Annotated in this window: 15 protein-coding genes; 9 read left to right on the top strand and 6 right to left on the bottom strand. The window is 44.0% G+C overall.

Going from position 1 to position 18,171, the window contains the following annotated elements; all coding sequences use genetic code 11:
* Window positions 1-95 precede the first annotated feature (95 nt).
* From PLH26_RS11060 to PLH26_RS11050, 3 genes are all read left to right on the top strand, one after another.
* On the top strand, window positions 96-1,823 hold the full coding sequence (locus tag PLH26_RS11060; RefSeq protein WP_324586078.1) for a sodium:solute symporter family protein: 1,728 nt from the start codon (window positions 96-98) through the stop codon (window positions 1,821-1,823).
* Between the two features lie 140 nt (window positions 1,824-1,963).
* Window positions 1,964-2,629 (top strand): hypothetical protein, encoded by a 666-nt coding sequence (locus tag PLH26_RS11055; protein WP_324586077.1) that lies wholly within the window; start codon window positions 1,964-1,966, stop codon window positions 2,627-2,629.
* 248 nt (window positions 2,630-2,877) lie between these two features.
* Window positions 2,878-3,522, top strand: coding sequence for a hypothetical protein (locus tag PLH26_RS11050; RefSeq protein ID WP_324586076.1), 645 nt, complete (start codon window positions 2,878-2,880; stop codon window positions 3,520-3,522).
* 20 nt (window positions 3,523-3,542) lie between these two features.
* Here PLH26_RS11050 and PLH26_RS11045 read toward each other — a convergent pair whose 3' ends face one another.
* From PLH26_RS11045 to PLH26_RS11035, 3 genes are all read right to left on the bottom strand, one after another.
* Window positions 3,543-4,211, bottom strand: coding sequence for a hypothetical protein (locus tag PLH26_RS11045; protein WP_324586075.1), 669 nt, complete (start codon window positions 4,209-4,211; stop codon window positions 3,543-3,545).
* 116 nt (window positions 4,212-4,327) lie between these two features.
* Window positions 4,328-6,016 (bottom strand): hypothetical protein, encoded by a 1,689-nt coding sequence (locus tag PLH26_RS11040; RefSeq protein WP_324586074.1) that lies wholly within the window; start codon window positions 6,014-6,016, stop codon window positions 4,328-4,330.
* Window positions 6,017-6,078: 62 nt separating this feature from the next.
* Window positions 6,079-9,117: a tetratricopeptide repeat protein gene (locus PLH26_RS11035; protein ID WP_324586073.1), complete on the bottom strand. Its 3,039-nt coding sequence runs from the start codon at window positions 9,115-9,117 to the stop codon at window positions 6,079-6,081.
* 188 nt (window positions 9,118-9,305) lie between these two features.
* Between PLH26_RS11035 and PLH26_RS11030 the strand changes: the two genes are divergently transcribed.
* Window positions 9,306-9,713 carry a DoxX family protein gene (locus tag PLH26_RS11030; protein WP_324586072.1) on the top strand — a complete coding sequence of 136 codons (408 nt, stop codon included), beginning with the start codon at window positions 9,306-9,308 and terminating at the stop codon, window positions 9,711-9,713.
* Between the two features lie 126 nt (window positions 9,714-9,839).
* Here the strand turns inward: PLH26_RS11030 and dacB are convergent, their stop codons facing one another.
* Window positions 9,840-11,240 (bottom strand): D-alanyl-D-alanine carboxypeptidase/D-alanyl-D-alanine endopeptidase, encoded by a 1,401-nt coding sequence (gene dacB / locus PLH26_RS11025; protein WP_324586071.1) that lies wholly within the window; start codon window positions 11,238-11,240, stop codon window positions 9,840-9,842.
* Between the two features lie 47 nt (window positions 11,241-11,287).
* Here dacB and PLH26_RS11020 point away from each other — a divergent pair, with 47 nt between their 5' ends.
* The 4 genes from PLH26_RS11020 (at window position 11,288) to PLH26_RS11005 (ending at window position 15,584) form a co-directional block, all read left to right on the top strand.
* Complete coding sequence (locus PLH26_RS11020) at window positions 11,288-11,869, top strand: Uma2 family endonuclease (protein WP_324586070.1); 582 nt, start codon at window positions 11,288-11,290, stop codon at window positions 11,867-11,869.
* On the top strand, window positions 11,850-13,148 hold the full coding sequence (locus PLH26_RS11015) for a competence/damage-inducible protein A (RefSeq protein WP_324586069.1): 1,299 nt from the start codon (window positions 11,850-11,852) through the stop codon (window positions 13,146-13,148). Before PLH26_RS11020 ends, PLH26_RS11015 begins: the two co-directional genes overlap by 20 nt.
* A 121-nt stretch (window positions 13,149-13,269) precedes the next feature.
* Window positions 13,270-14,595 (top strand): dihydrolipoamide acetyltransferase family protein, encoded by a 1,326-nt coding sequence (locus PLH26_RS11010; RefSeq protein WP_324586068.1) that lies wholly within the window; start codon window positions 13,270-13,272, stop codon window positions 14,593-14,595.
* Window positions 14,596-14,864: 269 nt separating this feature from the next.
* Window positions 14,865-15,584 carry a hypothetical protein gene (locus tag PLH26_RS11005; RefSeq protein ID WP_324586067.1) on the top strand — a complete coding sequence of 240 codons (720 nt, stop codon included), beginning with the start codon at window positions 14,865-14,867 and terminating at the stop codon, window positions 15,582-15,584.
* Window positions 15,585-15,595: 11 nt separating this feature from the next.
* Here the strand turns inward: PLH26_RS11005 and PLH26_RS11000 are convergent, their stop codons facing one another.
* Window positions 15,596-16,618: a bifunctional riboflavin kinase/FAD synthetase gene (locus tag PLH26_RS11000; RefSeq protein WP_324586066.1), complete on the bottom strand. Its 1,023-nt coding sequence runs from the start codon at window positions 16,616-16,618 to the stop codon at window positions 15,596-15,598.
* A gap of 64 nt (window positions 16,619-16,682) precedes the next feature.
* Here PLH26_RS11000 and PLH26_RS10995 point away from each other — a divergent pair, with 64 nt between their 5' ends.
* Complete coding sequence (locus tag PLH26_RS10995; RefSeq protein WP_324586065.1) at window positions 16,683-17,852, top strand: AIR synthase-related protein; 1,170 nt, start codon at window positions 16,683-16,685, stop codon at window positions 17,850-17,852.
* A 63-nt stretch (window positions 17,853-17,915) separates the two neighbouring features.
* On the opposite strand, the gene PLH26_RS10990 is transcribed toward PLH26_RS10995, so the two are convergent.
* On the bottom strand, window positions 17,916-18,171 hold a 256-nt coding region (locus PLH26_RS10990; RefSeq protein WP_324586064.1), incomplete at its 5' end, for an RrF2 family transcriptional regulator.

The following is an 18,171-nucleotide window of genomic DNA, read 5'->3' as shown; positions in this document are numbered from 1 at the left end:
CCTGTATTTAAAAGCTGGATTGCCTGGTACCTTATTGTTGCAGGCGTGCTGGTATTGCTGATCATCCTGTTTATTTATTTCACGAAATATTTTTCATGAGCTATCCCGACTGGTTTGTACTGGTTATAACGCTTGCTGTTATCATTCTTTACGGTGTATACAAGAGCCGTACCACCAGGAACCTCGACGGTTATTTTTTAAGCAACCGCGAAATGCCCTGGTATATTGTATTGTTCAGCATTATGGGAACGCAGGCCAGCGCCATTACTTTTTTATCGGCGCCCGGACAGGCTTATACCGATGGCATGCGCTTTGTGCAGTATTATTTCGGGTTGCCTTTGGCCATGATCGTTCTGTGCATAACCTTTGTTCCCATCTTTCATAATTTCCGGCTGTACACCGCGTACGAATTTCTGCAAAAAAGATTCGATGTAAAAACAAGAACGCTTACTTCTTTTCTCTTTTTATTGCAGCGGGGCTTATCTACCGGCATCAGCATATATGCACCGTCCATTATTCTTTCGTCTTTACTGGGATGGAATATTTACTGGACCAATATTTTCATGGGCGGGTTGCTGATCATATACACCATGGCGGGCGGAGCCAGGTCGGTGGCTTATACACAGCAATTGCAGATCGTTATTATTTTTGCCAGCATGTTCATTGCGGGGTGGCTCGTGGTAAAATATTTACCCGAAGGCGTAGGGCTTTTTGACGCCCTTCGGGTAGGAGGGGTGATGGATAAAACCAATGTAATTACAACCGGTGTTAAGGAAGGGGGCGGGTTCGACTGGAGCGACAAGTACAATTTGTGGAGCGGGATAATTGGCGGGTTTTTCCTGGCCCTGTCTTATTTCGGGACCGACCAAAGCCAGGTAGGGCGCTACCTTACGGCAAAATCTATCAGGGAAAGCCGGATGGGCTTATTGATGAACGGCCTGGTTAAAGTGCCCATGCAGTTCCTGATACTGATGCTGGGAGTGCTGATCTTTGCTTTTTACCAGTTCCACGATGCGCCACTGTTTTTTAACCAAACGCAGGTTCAAAAAGTAAGTGAGTCAAAATACGCAGGTTCGTTATCGCAATTACAGGAGCAATATAAGACGGTTGATTTGCAGAAAAAACAACTGATACAGTCTATAGCGGCAAACGGAACAGCCGATATTTCGGCAGAGAACCGAACGGAACTTACGTATATCAACCAGCAAAGAGACAGCCTCCGCACCGCGTTTAAAGGGCTGGTGGAAAAGCCTGAAGTGGGCGGGGATTCCAATGATGCGAATTACATTTTCCTGCGCTTTGTGCTCGATTACCTGCCCAAAGGGCTGATTGGTTTACTGATCGCAGTGATTTTTATTTCATCATGGGGCAGCATAGCCGCTGCGCTCAATTCGCTTGCATCAAGTACCATTGTAGATATTCATAAAAAATTCATCAATAAAAACCTCGACGATGCAGGCGATTACCGGGTTTCCCGGTGGTATACTTTGGCCTGGGGCATATTTTGTATTGTGGTTGCCCAGTTTGCCTATAATCTTGGCAACAGCTTAATTGAAGCGGTTAATATACTGGGTTCACTTTTTTACGGGGTGATCCTGGGTGTGTTTCTGATGGCGTTTTACAGTAAGCCGGTAAGAGGCAATGCCGTTTTCTGGGGAGCAATACTGGGTGAAATACTCGTAATTACCCTGTTCATACTTAATGAGAACAAGATCATTAACCTCAGCTTTTTATGGCTGAACGCCATTGGCGCCCTTGCCGTTATGGCGGCCGGCTGGGCGCTGCAGCTTTTCATTTTTAATAAAACAGCTGCCAGGCAGTAGTATTTTTCCCATTAGTCGAAAAATCGGGCATGTTGGCCGATTTCGTTACAGGCCTGTGGCATTGGTATGTATCTTCACACCAGTTAATGATTTTCTATTTATCCATTGCCCTTTGTGAAGCCGCTATAAAATCTATAATTATGAAAACGTATTTGTTACTCAGGAACAACAAACAAACAGGGCCTTATACTGCAACTTGCTTATTACAAATGGATCTTCAGGAATTTGACCTGATCTGGGCAGAGGGGGAAAGCATTACCTGGAAATATCCTTCAGAAATGGCTGAATTCAGGAAAGCCGCACCAAAAGCCGGGTTTACCGAAGCTACGCTGGTCAATAGCCGCAAAGAAAAGCAGATCCTGTATTTTGATGCTCATATCGCAGAAATGGAGTATAAAAAAGTGAATATTGAATGTATACAGGAGCCCGATGCCGTGTTGTGTGATGTAGCCCCGGGTTATGAATACCTTGTTCGGGCCCAGCATTTCAGATTGCCTGTTTATGATCTTGATAATGAAGCAGCCGCAACCAATGATGCACAGCAGGAAGCGGTGGATGCTGCAAATGCCATATTAAACCATTCGTATAACGTATTGGGTTCCGAACAAATTATAGATACCCCTGAGCATAAGGCTGATCTTCATGGCTGTACAACTGTATGGACTGTGAGGGCTAAAAATGAGCAGGTAATAAGCAGGAATGCCGGTTTGAACAAAAAATCAAATATTTTCAGGGGCGGACTGAACGCAATAATGATGGGTTTGCTAACCCTTGCATCATCAGGCTATATGAACTTTAAATTATGATATAGCAAAAAATAAATGTTGCCTCATAAAATATTTCATTAATATAGTATCTTAACGTACAGTTTACCTAATTTTACCGGTAAGCTGTACTGTTGTAATGTATACTCCAATACCTTTGTACCGTATATATTCTTTTTGACTTTATATCCTCCTCCTCTGAATAGCCATATTTTCAATATGTTATTCAGCTATGCATTATCCTTCCTTTGAAATATTCGCATTGAACCTCTGATCAAAATTGTATGTTCATGAAAGAATATTTGTTATTGCGGAACAATACCGAACTGGGTCATTACTCACTCGAAGAATTACGTGCAATGGGCTTAAAGGCCTATGACCTGGTTTGGGTTGAAAATAAAAGCTGTTCCTGGAAATATCCCTCAGAGATCAGTGAGCTGGCAGCATTTGCACCCCCGGTGGAAATGATGCCCAATAACATGAACAGCTTTGGGAGCAGAATAGTGAATATAAACACATCTATAAGCGGCGCTGACCGCCTTTTTGGGAGTGATGAAGATATCGTAAGTGATGAACCGCCTGTAAGGCATATTGGTCATATTGTGGCATTTAAACCGAGAGTTGATCATACCCGGATCCGGACGATTAAATCTACGGTTCAACCCCATGTGGTAAAAGTGGAATTGCGCCAGGAAAAGGTAAACGCGAAACTGCCTTTAAACGAAGCTGCTGCCGGTCATATACAGGAATATTCACGCAGGAAGTATATAACGGCGGGTTTTATGCAACAGGCTTTTATGGCGCGGCATACATCACGCCTTTCACAATTGATTTCCTCGTTGAGCAACAACAATAAAATGGAGATGGTGGTGTTGATGATCGGAGCAGCATCTTTGCTGGCGGTGGCCTGGCTGTTCATAACTACCGGCTATTGATCCCTCTAAAAATAATTGCCCTATTCAGCCTGCAGATAGGTTGCAGGCGCTTCCTTGGCCGCTGTTTTTTGGGTATTGTGCAGGCTGTTGGGCGGGAAGCCCGTTTTGTAGAAATGCAAAAACAGCAGCAATAATGCTGTTCCGCCCAGGGCGCAGGCCCAGATCCACCATTTTTTCTGTTCGGTACCAGCTTCAACAGGAACACCGGCGTCGTCGCGGATAAGCTGATGCTGAATAAAGCTCCCGCTTACTTCTGTATCGCCTCTTAAAATGGTATGATTGGCATTGACCCTGATGATACGCTTTGCAGCAACGGGTTCCATGAAGTCGTATGTTATGGTTTTGGCTTCCAGTGTTACACTGCCACTTAAATCTGATCGTAAAACGCCTACTTTATCCCACACAATTTCATCACCTTCTTTCAGCTTGTTTTTCAGTTCATACGAAAAATCGTTTACCCGTTTAATGGCTTCCCATTCTTCTATCTGTAAACGCGATGCGATATACTGAAAGAGATCTTTATCCGGCGCATCATGCATATCGTCGAAGATCGTTTTTTGCATGGGCGGCTCAATCATATGATCCGAAAAATTACTTATAGCCGGGATATTCTGTAATTCAATGGTTCCAAGTCCGGGTAAGCTTAATGATTTATGTTGTATGAGGTATTGATGCAGAATGTGGAACATGTAAAAATTTTAACAGAATTACAATACACTAAGATAATATTTTTTGCCACAGCACGGCAGCAACCCGGTGGAATTGATCTGCCGGATCAGGATAATATGATCTTTGGTTTACCGTACTATTTCGAAAAATTGAATGTAATGCCTCCAAGCATATTAAAGCCGTATACGTCGTACTGGTTCCAGCGCTGGTATTTGTTGTTGAATACATTATTGGCCTGCAGCCAAAGGTTAAACTGTTTGGTTACCCTGAATTCAAGCCCGGCGCTGAGGTCTACCGGGTGCCTGCCGGTGCCTACACTTCTATCGCCATTATCTTTAAGATATTCGTATTTGGCGCCTTCAAAAAAGAAAAGATCGCTTTTGAACCAAAGGTCTTTTAGTATTCTCCAGCGCAGGGCAGCGCTGAATTCTCTTGGTGTGATACCCCAGGGCTGTGGCTCTGTTTTTTGCTTGTTGAAGAGCAGCCAGTTGAACCGGCCGGTAAGCGAAAAATCTTCAGCCTGCACCACACCTATTTCTCCATGCATTTGAAAAGCATCCAGCTTTTCTTCATTGCGTATGGAAAAGCGGTTCCCTGCCAAAGCAATTCCGCCTCCCGGCCCGGCAGTGACATTTTCATTAGCAAATAAAGGCATATTGTAAAACTGTACCAGCCCCACTTTGGCATTATAAAAAAAACGTTCCATGAATGTTCCTTTTATACCGCCGAAAGTTTCATTTACACGTGTATTCAGCAATTGGGTCGGTTGCGCAAGGTATGGATTGATGGAAGCGAACCGCCTGTAAGAGCCCTTATCATAATGCATCAGCCAGCCCAACTGAACAATAAGTCCTTCGCCGCCCAGTTTAAGGTCTGCCAAAAGGTCGGGCATCAGCTTAAAAGTAGAATTATCCCATGAAGGAATTACACCGCCATGAATATTAACGGCTTCGTTTTTGAACTGCAGGGCAAAGGGAACGGTAACAATGGTATTGTTTATTGATGGCGCCGTGCTGCGCGAATACTGGGTGTAATCGGCATTTACGCCCAGCTTAATGCTCAAAGCATCGCCAATGGCTTTTTCCAGCGGCAGATCAGCCACCGCATTGAATTCTTTCCCGTCATGATTGTCATTAAAGAAAGAGAGCTTTACATCCGGATGATATTTTAATCCGAACTCCGTTGGCTCTGTATTTCTGAAGCCAACATTTGCATCAAAGCTGAGGAAACGCTGTAAAAGGTCACCTTTATCAAATTGATACGCACTGTGGTCGTAGCCATACAGGTAGTACTTGTCATTGCCGAAAGAAACTTTACCATAGAGTTCCTGCTTTGCTGCAGTAACCATACTGCCATAGGCGCTTGCGCCGGCATCTGTATATTCCTGGTATTGGGGAGATTTTCCTTTTGATGAAATATAATGCGCTAAAATATTGAGATTGGCATTTGTACCATTGTTAAAGCTCAGTCCGGCCTGCGCAAATGGTGTTTGAAGGTTCCCATAGCCCAGCTTAACAAAGTTGCTGGCTGCCCATTTGTCCGAAGAATCAATGTTGAGCGCCAGCGGACTGATGGCAAGAGGCTGGTATACCAGTGATAAGCTGGTAACGGGAATATTGTAACTGAATTTGGGCTTGGAAGAATCAGGTACCGGAGGGGCAGCCACGAAGTTTATCCTGGCAGCGTTTTTTAATTCCGGCTTAAAAGACGAAGTGATTTCAATGGTTTGCTTTTTCAGCGGATCCTGGGCATGCACAGTTGTTATGCACAATAAAAGCCCTAACCCAAACAAAAGAGATGTTTTATTATATATCTTGTTTTGCATTCTCATTTTTTTATAATCTGTAAAAACAAATCAACCTCCGACAGATCCAATACATCGGCTAACTAATCCTGGATCTTACTTTCACTTTTTTCTTCACTGATTACCGTTTTTAATTTTTCTGCTGCTTCATCTTTCAGCTCGGTTATGCTGCTGTTGTCTACCACGCTTTGTAATGTGGCTTTTGCGTTAAAATAGTCTTTCTGCTTCAGGTAAATATCGCCCAGCAATATATAAGCCTTCGTAATCCAGAAATCGTATGAACCCGACTTGTTGATGGTTTCAAAAGCAGCCTTATCCGCATTTTTCAGGTCATCAAGCAAAAAGTAGCAACTGGCGATCTCATACCTGGCCTCTGCGGCAAAAGACGCTTTATTGATGTTCACCACATTCCTGAAATTCCGTATGGCTTCGGCGTATTGCCCTTTGTTTTGATCGGCTCTCGCTGTTGTCATGTAAGCCAGCACTTTATCATCCACGCTGGTGTTTTTTTCCTTCAGCAATTCCTGGGCATTGGCAACCGCTTCTTCCCATTTCTTTTGCTGGTACTGGCTGCGCAATAATCCCCGCATGGACTCTAGCCGGTTTTCACCTTCTGCTGCCAGCGTTTTAAGCGCAGCAAAGTATTGTTCGGCTTTTGCGTAATCTTTCAATTCGAAATAATAAATACGGCCTGCCTGCAAAGCGGCTCTCTCGGCATATTTGCTGGCGCCTCTTTCTGCAACTTCCGCGTAGCCGCCTGCTGCATTTTGCCAGTCTTTGCGCTGGTTATAGATCTCACTTCTTAAAAACCATGCGTCCAATGCATGCTGCCCATCGGGAAATTTGTTGAGATAATTGTTAAAAGCGGTCAGCGCGCTATTGAAATCTTTATCTATGTATTTATTTTCTGCGCTCCTGTAAGTAAGATTATCTTCTTCGTCAACTGTAACAGAACGCCCCACGCTTTTCATAAAATCAATGTACGCATCTGTTTTGCCTTCTGCCGTGTAAATCGCTTTTACATTTTCAATGGCTTCATTTGCTTCGGGGGTATTGGGATAATCTGCCACCAGTTTTTTGAACTGGTTCAGCGCCTCCGAATTGTTGTTCAGGTTTAAATACGACAGACCTAATTTTAACTGGGCCTCCGGTTTAAGATTGCCTGCTACAGGGGCGTTAATTACATTATTTAAATAGGGTACGGATTCGCGGTATCTTTCATCCGCAAGATATGTTTTTGCGATCTCAAGATTCACATCGGGTATAAGCACCGAAGAAGGGTACCTGGCTTCAATACTTTTCAGCAGGTTGATTTTTTCATTGCCGTTGTTTATGCCCGCTATCATTGCCGTTTGATAGGTGGCATAATCACCTGAAGGCCATGAATAGCGGATAATCGTATTGTACACCGACCGGGCTTTGGTAAAATCCCTGTTCATAAAATAACAATCTCCCAGGCGCAGATAGGCATCCTGCTCAACAGGCCTGGCGTTTAATGAAGGGTTTTTACTCACCTGCTCAAAAAAGGACAAAGCCTGCCGGTAGTTGAGTTTGCGGTAATAACAGTATCCCAGGCTATACTTCGCATTAATAACACTCACTTCCCCGCTTGTGTAAGACGGATTGCGGAGGTAGTTGTTATAAAAGGATATAGCTTCATCAAGACGGTTCTGGCGGTATGCTATTTCACCTTCCCAAAAATTAATAACGGGCAGTACCGGAGCATTAAAAGGGTCTTTAAGCGCTTTGTCCAGCAGTGCTTTTGCACCATTAAGATCCTGGTCATTGATCAGCTCCATTGCCCTGCCGTACAACACTTTGGGATACATTCTTTTCACTGATTCGGGCGGCGATTGTATCTTTTCGAGAATGCTGAGGGCTTCGCGGTAATTGTTGGTATTGGCCAACAGCGCTGCTGCAATTTCGGCCGCTTCTTTCTGATAGGCGGAGTTGGGGTATTCATCCAAAAACTTCCTGAACTCGCTTAATGCTATATCCTGGTAGCCGAGCTCATACGAAAGCTTGGCATAATTGAATTTAGACACTTCCCTTTGCGCAGGGTTGGTATTGTTGGCAGCGCCAAATGAAAATGCATTTCTTGCACTGGCCTTATCGCCCAGTTTAAGATAGGCATCCCCTAAAATATACATGGCATTCTGACTCAGTGAATCTTCGCCACCGCTCAGTTGCTTTAAGCCCTCCACCGCTTTATTCAATTGCCCGGTCTGGTAATAACAATAGCTGAGCTGATAAAGGGTTTCACGGCTTACCTTGTCGGTTTTATTAACATATTCTTCTAAGTAAGGCAGGGCTTTTGCATATTCGTTCCTTTCAAACCAGGCATGCCCTATCAGTTCTTTCATGGGAATATCGTAGTAACCGCTTGTTTTGTCAAGAGCCGATTCACCATATTCGAGGGCCTTGTCTTTTTGTCCCTGTACGTAATAAATATTGGCCACGTAAAAAGGAACCACATTTTTATACCGGGCATCATTCTCTACTTTCTGAAAAGCGCTTAATCCTTCCCGGTAGTTACGCCTGGCGTAGGCGATCAGCCCAAAATAGTAATTCGCATCTTTATAGTTAGGGTCGGAAGAAGATTTTGCAATGGATTCAAGCAGGGGGGACGCTTTATCGAACTGCTGTAGTGTAAAATAAGCGTATCCCTGGTGGAACTTCATATCGGCAACCTGCCTGTTGCTCAGGCTGGCTGCACCGGTTTGCTCGTAGTATGCCAACGCCTCTTTCATATCTTTTTGCCGGAAATAATATTCTGCAAGATGAAAGCTCAGTCTTTGTTTAAGCGAGGGATTGTAATTCAGCTCAATAAAATTTTTTGCATCTTCTGCAGCAAAGACTTCGTTTTGCTGTAACCCGCAGGCAATGGTATAAAACTGCACATCATCGTATGCTATGCTGTTATTGCTCCGGTCTGTGGAACGCAGCCCGTTTCTCAGTTCTTTAAAAAGCGGATAAGCAAGGCTGTATTGTTCCTTTTGAAAAAATGCTTTAGCCTGTTTATAATTGACCAGGGGATCGGTATAAATTCTTGTTTGCTGAGCAAAGGCCCCGGTTGCAATACATGCCAGTGCCATTGTAATGTAAATAAAGCGTCTTTGCATATTTGTAGTGTTATCGTACAACGCCGCTGCCATTGGCCGATTGCACGAAGTTCAATCCTCTTTTGTTACAAATTTCTTAAAGTAAAAATCAGCGCTAAGTTACTGTGAACAAATTTTGCAATAACCATTCCAAAACACTTGTGGATAAAAGGTTGGTATCTCTTATTTTTGCCAGGTAAAATAAAAAAATGAAAAAACTTTTATCTACAGGTTATACCAACTGGGCTTTTAATATCGCCATGCTGGTGCTTCGCGCCGGGTTGGGCCTAATGATGTTGCCGCATGGTTATGATAAGCTGGTGCATTTTGCACAGAAGAAAAACACGTTCATGAATTTTTTGGGGATGGGCAGCACGTTTTCACTTTCTCTCAGTCTTTTTGCTGAATTCTTCTGCGCCATGTTCGTTATTATAGGTCTGTTCACCCGTTTTACTGTATTGCCGCTCATTATCGGGATGGCGGTTGCTTTATTTAATGCGCATGATGCTGCCATTTTTGGGGATGGCGAAAAAGCAGCACTTTATCTTTCCGGCTTCATCGCCATATTTTTACTGGGCCCCGGCAAAGCCAGTGTTGATGGAATGATGGGGAAGTGAGTTATTGGGTTACAGGTTTCAGGTTTCAGGTCTGAAACGGGCCATCGGCAATCAGATTTCAGCCATGAGCAAATTCAAAGTAATTACTGAATCTGAAAGCTAATGGCCGATGGCTCATCGCTCCGTTCACTTCAACACATTGAGTACGGTATACATTTTACGCACCAATGCAGATGCCGCACCATTGTAGTTGTTCACTAAAAAAGAGAAAATATAGGTTCTGCCATCGCCGGAAGTATGGTACCCGGTAAAGCCTTTTACATTTCTTATAGTGCCGCTTTTCATTTTCATGCCATTGTATTCGGGTAATGAATGGTAAAAAGAAGAAAACCAGCTTTGCTGCCGGGCGTATTTGAGTATTTCAACCTGCGCATGGGCAGTAACCCGGTTCAATGGCGAAAGCCCGGAGCCATCTGCTATATTTAATTCTGCCGGATCAATTCCATTTTGCTTCCAGAAGTTTTTTACAATGTTAACGCCGGTGTCTGTAGCGCTGTAGCCTTTCTTTTCATATGCCATTGTCTTCAACAATGCTTCACCATAGAGGTTAATGCTTTTTTTATTGAACCAGTAAATGATGGAATCGAGCGGGGGGGAGGTTTCTGTATGGATAATGGTATAGTCGTAAATTTCCCCGTCAGAATTTTTTTTTGCTTTAAAAAAGGGATCTGCTATTCCTGTATTTACCAGATTGTTTGCTAATTCGGCAATAAATTGTTTGGCGCCTGAGGGAAAAGCACCCGATATGCCAAAGCCGTTTTCGTTAACAGGGATCGTTCCTTTAACAATCCCGGCAGTATCATTTAAAGGGAAATAGATATATGCATTATCGCCCGTTCCGCGGGCAGCGGCAGTTGCCATTGAATGAAGCGTATAGCCAAACAATTTGGGGTGGGTGCCTGCTATGCGCACGGGGTCGCCTATGTTTTTTCCCGATTGCAGCAACAGGTCGTATTGATTTTCACGCCAGTTCAATTTTTCAGCTCCGGCGCCATAGTAATTCCCTATATCCTGCCACATCCAGCCATCGGGTATATCACTATGCGCCCACCCTTTATTATCAACATATATTGCGTTAATATGCAAACGATTTTGCCTGAGTGAGCCGGTGATCCGCTCCAGTGTTTTATCGGCTTTTGTATTTTGCCACCGTTCACTTCCCAATGTGGGGTCTCCCGAGGGTAAAATGTATAAATTGTTACCGGCAATGCCAAACTTTGTCTGGTACCTGAAATCCTGTCCCAGCAAAGCAAAAGCAGCGGCGCTGGTGATTATTTTTTGGGTGGAGGCCGGTGCCAGTCCCGTTTGCGCGTTTTTATCAAATACTACTTTCCCGCTCCCGGCATCAATTACATACAATGAGCTGATGGCATGTGCCAACTGGCTGTCTTCTTCAAACCGGAGGAATGCTTTTTGCAGTTTTTGTGTAACCGTTTGCGCGCCGGTCTTTGTTGCAGGGAACATTGCAGCCATTACAAGGATGCACAATGTAACTGTATGATCGCAACTCCTGATTGCTCTTCTCATAATAAAAAAATATTTATCGCTAAGGCTGGAATAATTAAATTTATAGTATGGAAAATGAAGTTAAAGAGCCTGCGCCAAAATACAACTATATTTCGCCTGAAGCATACCTGGCAGCGGAAAGGGCTTCCGAAAGCAGGAATGAGTACTATGACGGGCATATTATTGCTATGGCCGGCGCCAGTTTGCGGCATAACAGGATTGCCATGAACCTGTACCGGGAAGTGGGTTCTTTTTTGAAAGGCAATCGTTTCAATATGCTTCCTTCCGATATGCGTGTGTGTACCCCCTCACATGATTCATATATGTATCCTGATGCGGTAATTGTATGCGGTGAACCTCAATTGGAAGACGATAAGTTTGACACCCTGCTAAATCCTTCGGTGATATTTGAAATCCTTTCTCCTTCTACCAGCAGTGTGGATAAAGGAAGAAAGTTTTTCTTTTACCGTGAGATCCCTTCGTTAAAGGAATATATTATGATTGATGCGCTCAGGCCATTTGTCATTGCTTCCCGCAGGCAGCCGGCCAATTCATGGGCTTTTGAAAATACGGATGAAGGTTCTTTCACTGTTCAAACCATTGGCTTTACCCTTACCTTGCAGGAAATTTATGATGGCACAGATATCTGATCCTTTTAATGATACACTCAAAATAAATGCTTCTGTTATTACCATCGGCGATGAGTTGCTGATAGGGCAGGTAATAGATACCAACAGCGCCTGGATAGCGCAGGAGCTGAATAAAACGGGTATATGGCTCAGGCGAAGAGTATCGGTTGGCGATAGTAAGGAAGAAATTATCAGGGCACTGGATGAAGAAAGCAGGGATACACCCATTGTTCTTATAACAGGCGGACTGGGTCCTACCGCTGATGATATAACCAAGCCGGTGCTTTGCGAATATTTCGGCGCTTCACTGGTTATGAATGAAGAAGCCCTGGCAAATGTAAAAGCCATTTTTGCAAAATTGAACCGCCCGCTGATAGAACGTAATATTAAACAGGCAGAAGTGCCGGATAAATGCACCGTTATTCCCAATAACAGGGGAACAGCTCCCGGCATGTGGTTTGAAAAGGAAGGAAAGATTTTTGTAAGCATGCCCGGCGTTCCGAATGAAATGAAAGGAATGATGACAGACTATGTTATCCCGCGTTTGCGGCAGTATTTTACTTCCCCTTTTATAGATCACCGTACCCTGCTTACGTTTGGCATTGGCGAATCCTTTCTTGCAGAAGCCATTAAAGACTGGGAGGCGCAACTGCCCGGTCATCTTAAATTGGCCTACCTGCCCAACTACGGTATGGTGCGCCTGCGCATTACCGGTAGCGACAACGATAGCGACAGATTACAGGAAACTTTAAACAGCGAGTTCCAAAAATTAAAAACGCTGGTAGCCGGGTGGCTTGTAGCATCGGAAGACACAACGCTTGCACAGGTAATCGGCAAAATGCTGCAACAAAACAAACAAACAGTTTCTACTGCCGAAAGCTGCACGGGAGGATATATTGCCCACCTCATTACTTCAGTAGCAGGTTCCTCTGCCTGGTATAAAGGAAGCGTGGTAAGCTATGCCAATGAGGCAAAAGAAAACATGCTTGGTGTGCAAAGGAGCACCCTGCTGTATGCAGGAGCCGTAAGTGAAGATACAGTAAAGGAAATGGTGCGCGGCGTTATGGCAAAAATGAATACACAATACGCGGTGGCCACTTCGGGTATAATGGGCCCGGACGGAGGCACGGCGCAAAAGCCTGTAGGAACGGTGTGGACAGCGGCAGGCAGCCGGAATAATATTGTCACGGCACAATTCAATTTCCGGCACAACCGGGCCCGCAATATTGAAATGACGGCATATTATGCTTTGAATCTTTTGCGGAAGCTGATGGTTTCAGAAGGTAGTTTATTGAAATAATACCGGGCAATAATGATATGCCGGAAAGAGTTATTAAAAAAATATTCACATATGTTCCCGTGGGTTTCTATTTGAGCAGCAATACTTACCTTTGAACCTTAACGATCATTAAACTTCTGATATGGCGATAGTTGACCTGGTAATGCCTAAGTTAGGCGAAAGTATCATGGAAGCTACCATTTTACACTGGAACAAAAAACCGGGCGATCATGTAGCAATGGATGAAACCGTGTTGGAGATCGCTACCGATAAAGTAGACAGTGAAGTGCCCTCCACAGCAGAAGGTGTGATTGAAGAATTGCTTTATAATGAAAATGATGTAGTGCCCATCGGTACCGTCATCGCAAAGATCAGGTCGGAGAACGGTGTTGAGGAACAGGCTCCTGCCACTGATGTTGTTGCTTCCGGAACAGAAGAAGAAACAGAAATAAAAGAAGTACCATATCAGCCATCGCCCGCCGTTGCGCCTAAAACGGGCGGCGTCCGCTTCTATTCCCCGCTTGTGCTAAATATCGCTGCCAATGAAGGCGTAAGTTTACCGGAACTGGAAAAAATACCCGGCACCGGAAATGACGGTCGGGTTACGAAAAAAGATATCCTTCAATGGATTGCTGCCAGGAAAGAAAGTGGCGCTCCGGCAGTGATTGAACAGCCACAAACGTTCGCACCTGTTCAGCAAACGACCACTGCCGTTCAGCCTGAAGAAGCTACGGAAATTACGGAACCGGTTTATGGCGGGAATGTAGAAGTTATTGAAATGGACCGTATGCGTAAGCTTATTGCAAAGCATATGGTAGAGAGCAAACATACCAGCGCACATGTAACCAGTTTTACCGAATGTGATGTAACCAATATGGTTTTGTGGAGAGAAAAAGTGAAAGTGGATTTTGAAAAGCAGGAAGGAGAGAAGCTGACGTTTACGCCTTTGTTTATTGAAGCCATTATTAAATGCATTAAAAAGCACCCCTGGCTCAATGCCAGTGTTGACGGCGATAAAATTATCGTACGTAAGGATATCAATATAAGCATGGCAACGGCTTTGCCCAACGGTAATCTGATAGTGCCTGTTATACAGGAAGCAGACATGCTGAACCTTACCGGACTTGCCAAAAAAGTAAAGCGCCTGGCTAATGCCGCCCGCAACAATCAATTGCGGCCCGATGATACCCAAAACGGTACTTTTACGGTAACCAACGTGGGGACTTTTGGCAGCCTGATGGGCACACCGATCATCAATCAGCCTCAGGTAGCTATACTGGCAATAGGCGCTATAAAAAAACGCCCGGTTGTGATAGAAACCAGTCAGGGCGACAGTATAGCCATACGGCACATGATGTACCTCTCTCTTTCTTATGATCATCGCATAGTTGACGGGTCATTGGGCGCTACATTTCTTACTGCAGTAGCAAACGAAATGGAGAGCTTTGATGTGAACAGGAGCTTCTGAGTTGTTGCAGGGTTCAGGTTACAAGGTACAGGTTGCAAGGGTGCAGGTAGCAGGCAATCCTATCCGGTTTCGGTTGTTCTTTTTTTACTCCTCTTTTAAAATAAGCGCGGCAATATGATCGTTACCATTTGGCAACGGCCCTGAATTATTGTGTGGATATAAAACAGCATGCTTCAAAAACATGCTGCTTATCATGCTGATCTTTTGCCTATACCCGGTTGGAAGTTTTTTGTATTTTTCTTAAATTCGGTAAACTAACCCATACAATTATGAAGACTTTATCTCACACCTGGTTTGCAGAAGGATATATTGATTTTGAGCTGAAAAAATATACCCTCCTGGCCTATCTCCAGGAAATACATAAGGAGTTTACGCAAAATAAGTTGTATCCGCAGCTGTCTGATATAATTTTCCATCACAATAATATCCTGCATTTTAAGCACAATAAGGAAATGCTCCAGGATCAGTTCCCCAAGAAGTTTACCCATGTAAATATGGATAAGCTGCAACTGTTGTATGAAAAGATTGTGGAAGATGATGAAATGATGAAAGAGCTGGAAGATATCATTCAATATGCGGTTAACCGCATGAGCGCTACCATTCAAGACGGGGCAGGGATATATGAATTTGTAGAAGAGAAGCTGAATATCTTGCCCGTAGGCATTATTCCGCTTGAAAATAATGAAGGATACTTCTTTCTCTGCAACGGGTCTTATCACCAAACCAATGTATACCAGTACCGGTTGAGCATCTTTGAAAAGCACGATGAAAAATACCGCAGCATTAAAACATCTTTCATAGCCCAATGGCGAAGAACGATCGTAAATACTTATGAAAACATAAAAACAGAACTGATCCGGATTAAAACGGATCTACCCAACCCGGCGGTATATAGTATTGAAACCGATCTGAGCTTTCCTTTGGAAGAAACTTTATTACCTGTTGCCAAAAGAACCCTGGTGAAATATATTACAGCTAACGCGGCATAAAAAGTACGCCGTTATTTAAGTTTTGCCAGTGCTTCCAGCCTGTCTTTGCCCAGTTGTATCTTTAGGGCATCCAATCCGTTAAATTTTTGTTCGGGCCTCAAAAAATATTTTACGTGTACCCGTAACCCCGTATGGTAAATATCGCGGTCAAAATCAAAAATATTCACTTCGATCACCATTTTGCTGCCGTCAACCGTTGGGCGAAAGCCAATATTCATCATTCCTTTAAAGAACTGTTCTCCAATTTTTATTTCTACGGCATATACGCCATTGCCCGGTATTAATTTTTCGGGGTTTTCTACATGCAGATTAGCGGTAGGATAGCCAATGGTGCGGCCCAGTTTGTTGCCCGCAACTACATTTGCCTCAAAAAAATAATCATATCCCAGCAGGGCATTGGCAGATTCGATATCCCCCTCTTTTATTGCTTTGCGGATACGGGTAGAACTGACCGCTATTTCATTGAGTACTTTTTCGGGAATTTCCTTTACACCGAATCCCAGTTCTGCAGCATATTTTTCCAGCATCAGGTAGTTCCCTGCGCGGTCTTTGCCGAAACGGTGGTCATAACCAATGATGATGGTATGGGGATGGATATTCCTGACCAGAAAATTTTTGATATAGGATTCAGCGGTTTGCTCCGCAAATGCTTCTGTAAACGGAACGACCACAAGGTGATCAATGCCTTCCTTCGATAAAATTTCAATCTTCTCTTCGAGCGTGTTCAAAAGCTGCACTTCATGGGTATGTGAAACGATTTTCCTGGGATGCGGGTGAAAAGTGATGATAACCGTTTCACCCGATATGCGCTGCGCTTCGGACTTCTGCTGGTTAAGAATATGTTTATGCCCGGTATGCACGCCGTCGAAAGTGCCGATGGTTACTACAGCATTCCGAAAAGCGGGAAGTTTTGATATGTTGTGATGTAGTTGCAGGGTAAATTCCTCTTTTAATTCAAACTTTTGGCAGTGCGGAATGCAGGTACGAATCTCAAACGAATGATCGCTGGTCCCGTTTATGCCGCCGGGCTGCAAAACTAACAGATAATTGATAATTGCACGGCGAATATTTACTTTTGCACCGGTTTAAAACAATATCATGAGTTTATACAATGAAAGAGGGGTATCTGCACAGAAAGAAGAAGTACATGCTGCTATTAAAGGTCTGGATACCGGCTTATACCCGAAGGCCTTTTGCAAAATGTATCCTGATTTTTTGGGTGGGAAGGAAGATTATGTAAATATCATGCATGCCGACGGTGCCGGTACCAAAAGCATACTGGCTTATTTATACTGGAAAGAAACCGGTGATGTTTCGGTGTGGAAAGGCATTGCGCAGGATGCCATTGTAATGAATCTCGATGATTTGTTGTGCGTTGGCGTATATAACAATATCGTGTTCAATTCAACCATTGACCGCAATAAAAAAAGGATCCCCGGCGAAGTGCTCGAACAGGTCATTGGCGGATCACAGGAATTGTTCGATAACCTGAAGCAGCAGGGTATACATATTCAATACCTGGGAGGGGAAACAGCGGATGTGGGTGATGTGGTGAGAACCATCGCCGTAAACGGCACAATGACCTGCCGGTGGCCAAAGAACAAACTCATCACCAATGAAAAGATACGGGCAGGCGATGTAATTGTGGGATTGGCCAGTTACGGACAATGCACTTATGAAACGGAATACAACAGCGGGTTGGGCAGCAATGGGCTGACCAGTGCACGTCATGATGTATTGAGTAAGTATTATGCAGAAAAATATCCGGAAACATTTGAGCCGGCGCTGGCTGATGATGTAGTGTATATTGGTGAGCACAGAATGACCGACACGTGCAATGTGAACGGCAAAAAAATCACCATTGGAAAACTGCTCCTGTCGCCTACCCGCACCTACGCGCCGGTAATGAAAGTTTTGCTCGAAGAATATTTTGACGCCGTTCACGGTTTAATTCATTGCAGCGGCGGCGGACAAACAAAGTGCCTGAAATATGTACCCGAAAATGTGAGGATCATAAAAGACAACCTTTTTTTACCTCCCGTTATTTTTGAACTTATTCAAAAAGCAGGCAATGCTCCCGCCCGCGAAATGTACCAGGTATTTAACATGGGCTGCCGGTTAGAAGTATATACTTCGGAAAAACATGCTGAAGCTATTGTTAAAGCAGCCGGTGAGTTTGGTATTGACGCCCGGGTGATTGGCAGGGTAGAAGCATCAAAGCAGCAGGAACTGATCATACACACTAAGGAAGGTGAGTTGAAGTTTTGATGATGCTTTGCCGTTTAATTGCAGTTTCACGGGAATCCACACACCGTTTTATTGTTGTCATCATTATACGAGGTCTGCAACCGTCTTTTTCTCCAATATCCTTAATGTTGCATCTCTTACGGTGATAAGCGTATCCCGTAAACCACAATCTTTTTCATCGCAGTTTTTACATCGCTCATAAAAGTTCAGGCTTACACAGGGAAGCAGGGCAATTGGCCCGTCCAGCAGGCGCATCACTTTGGCCAGGTGGATTTTGGAGGGCGCTTCCTTAAAAAAATAGCCGCCGCCTTTACCTTTCTTACTGTCTAATACGCCCCCG

This window comes from Agriterribacter sp. (assembly GCF_035444585.1).
GTDB lineage: Bacteria > Bacteroidota > Bacteroidia > Chitinophagales > Chitinophagaceae > Agriterribacter.
This window is presented reverse-complemented; position numbering and strand designations above follow the sequence as displayed.

Excerpts from the sequence above, each read along its gene's own strand:
- PLH26_RS11060 (WP_324586078.1), top strand. The coding sequence starts at position 96 with ATGAGCTATCCCGACTGGTTTGTACTGGTTATAACGCTTGCTGTTATC.
- PLH26_RS11055 (WP_324586077.1), top strand. The coding sequence starts at position 1,964 with ATGAAAACGTATTTGTTACTCAGGAACAACAAACAAACAGGGCCTTAT.
- PLH26_RS11050 (WP_324586076.1), top strand. The coding sequence starts at position 2,878 with ATGAAAGAATATTTGTTATTGCGGAACAATACCGAACTGGGTCATTAC.
- PLH26_RS11045 (WP_324586075.1), bottom strand. The coding sequence starts at position 4,211 with ATGTTCCACATTCTGCATCAATACCTCATACAACATAAATCATTAAGC.
- PLH26_RS11040 (WP_324586074.1), bottom strand. The coding sequence starts at position 6,016 with ATGCAAAACAAGATATATAATAAAACATCTCTTTTGTTTGGGTTAGGG.
- PLH26_RS11035 (WP_324586073.1), bottom strand. The coding sequence starts at position 9,117 with ATGCAAAGACGCTTTATTTACATTACAATGGCACTGGCATGTATTGCA.
- PLH26_RS11030 (WP_324586072.1), top strand. The coding sequence starts at position 9,306 with ATGAAAAAACTTTTATCTACAGGTTATACCAACTGGGCTTTTAATATC.
- dacB (WP_324586071.1), bottom strand. The coding sequence starts at position 11,240 with ATGAGAAGAGCAATCAGGAGTTGCGATCATACAGTTACATTGTGCATC.
- PLH26_RS11020 (WP_324586070.1), top strand. The coding sequence starts at position 11,288 with ATGGAAAATGAAGTTAAAGAGCCTGCGCCAAAATACAACTATATTTCG.
- PLH26_RS11015 (WP_324586069.1), top strand. The coding sequence starts at position 11,850 with ATGATGGCACAGATATCTGATCCTTTTAATGATACACTCAAAATAAAT.
- PLH26_RS11010 (WP_324586068.1), top strand. The coding sequence starts at position 13,270 with ATGGCGATAGTTGACCTGGTAATGCCTAAGTTAGGCGAAAGTATCATG.
- PLH26_RS11005 (WP_324586067.1), top strand. The coding sequence starts at position 14,865 with ATGAAGACTTTATCTCACACCTGGTTTGCAGAAGGATATATTGATTTT.
- PLH26_RS10995 (WP_324586065.1), top strand. The coding sequence starts at position 16,683 with ATGAGTTTATACAATGAAAGAGGGGTATCTGCACAGAAAGAAGAAGTA.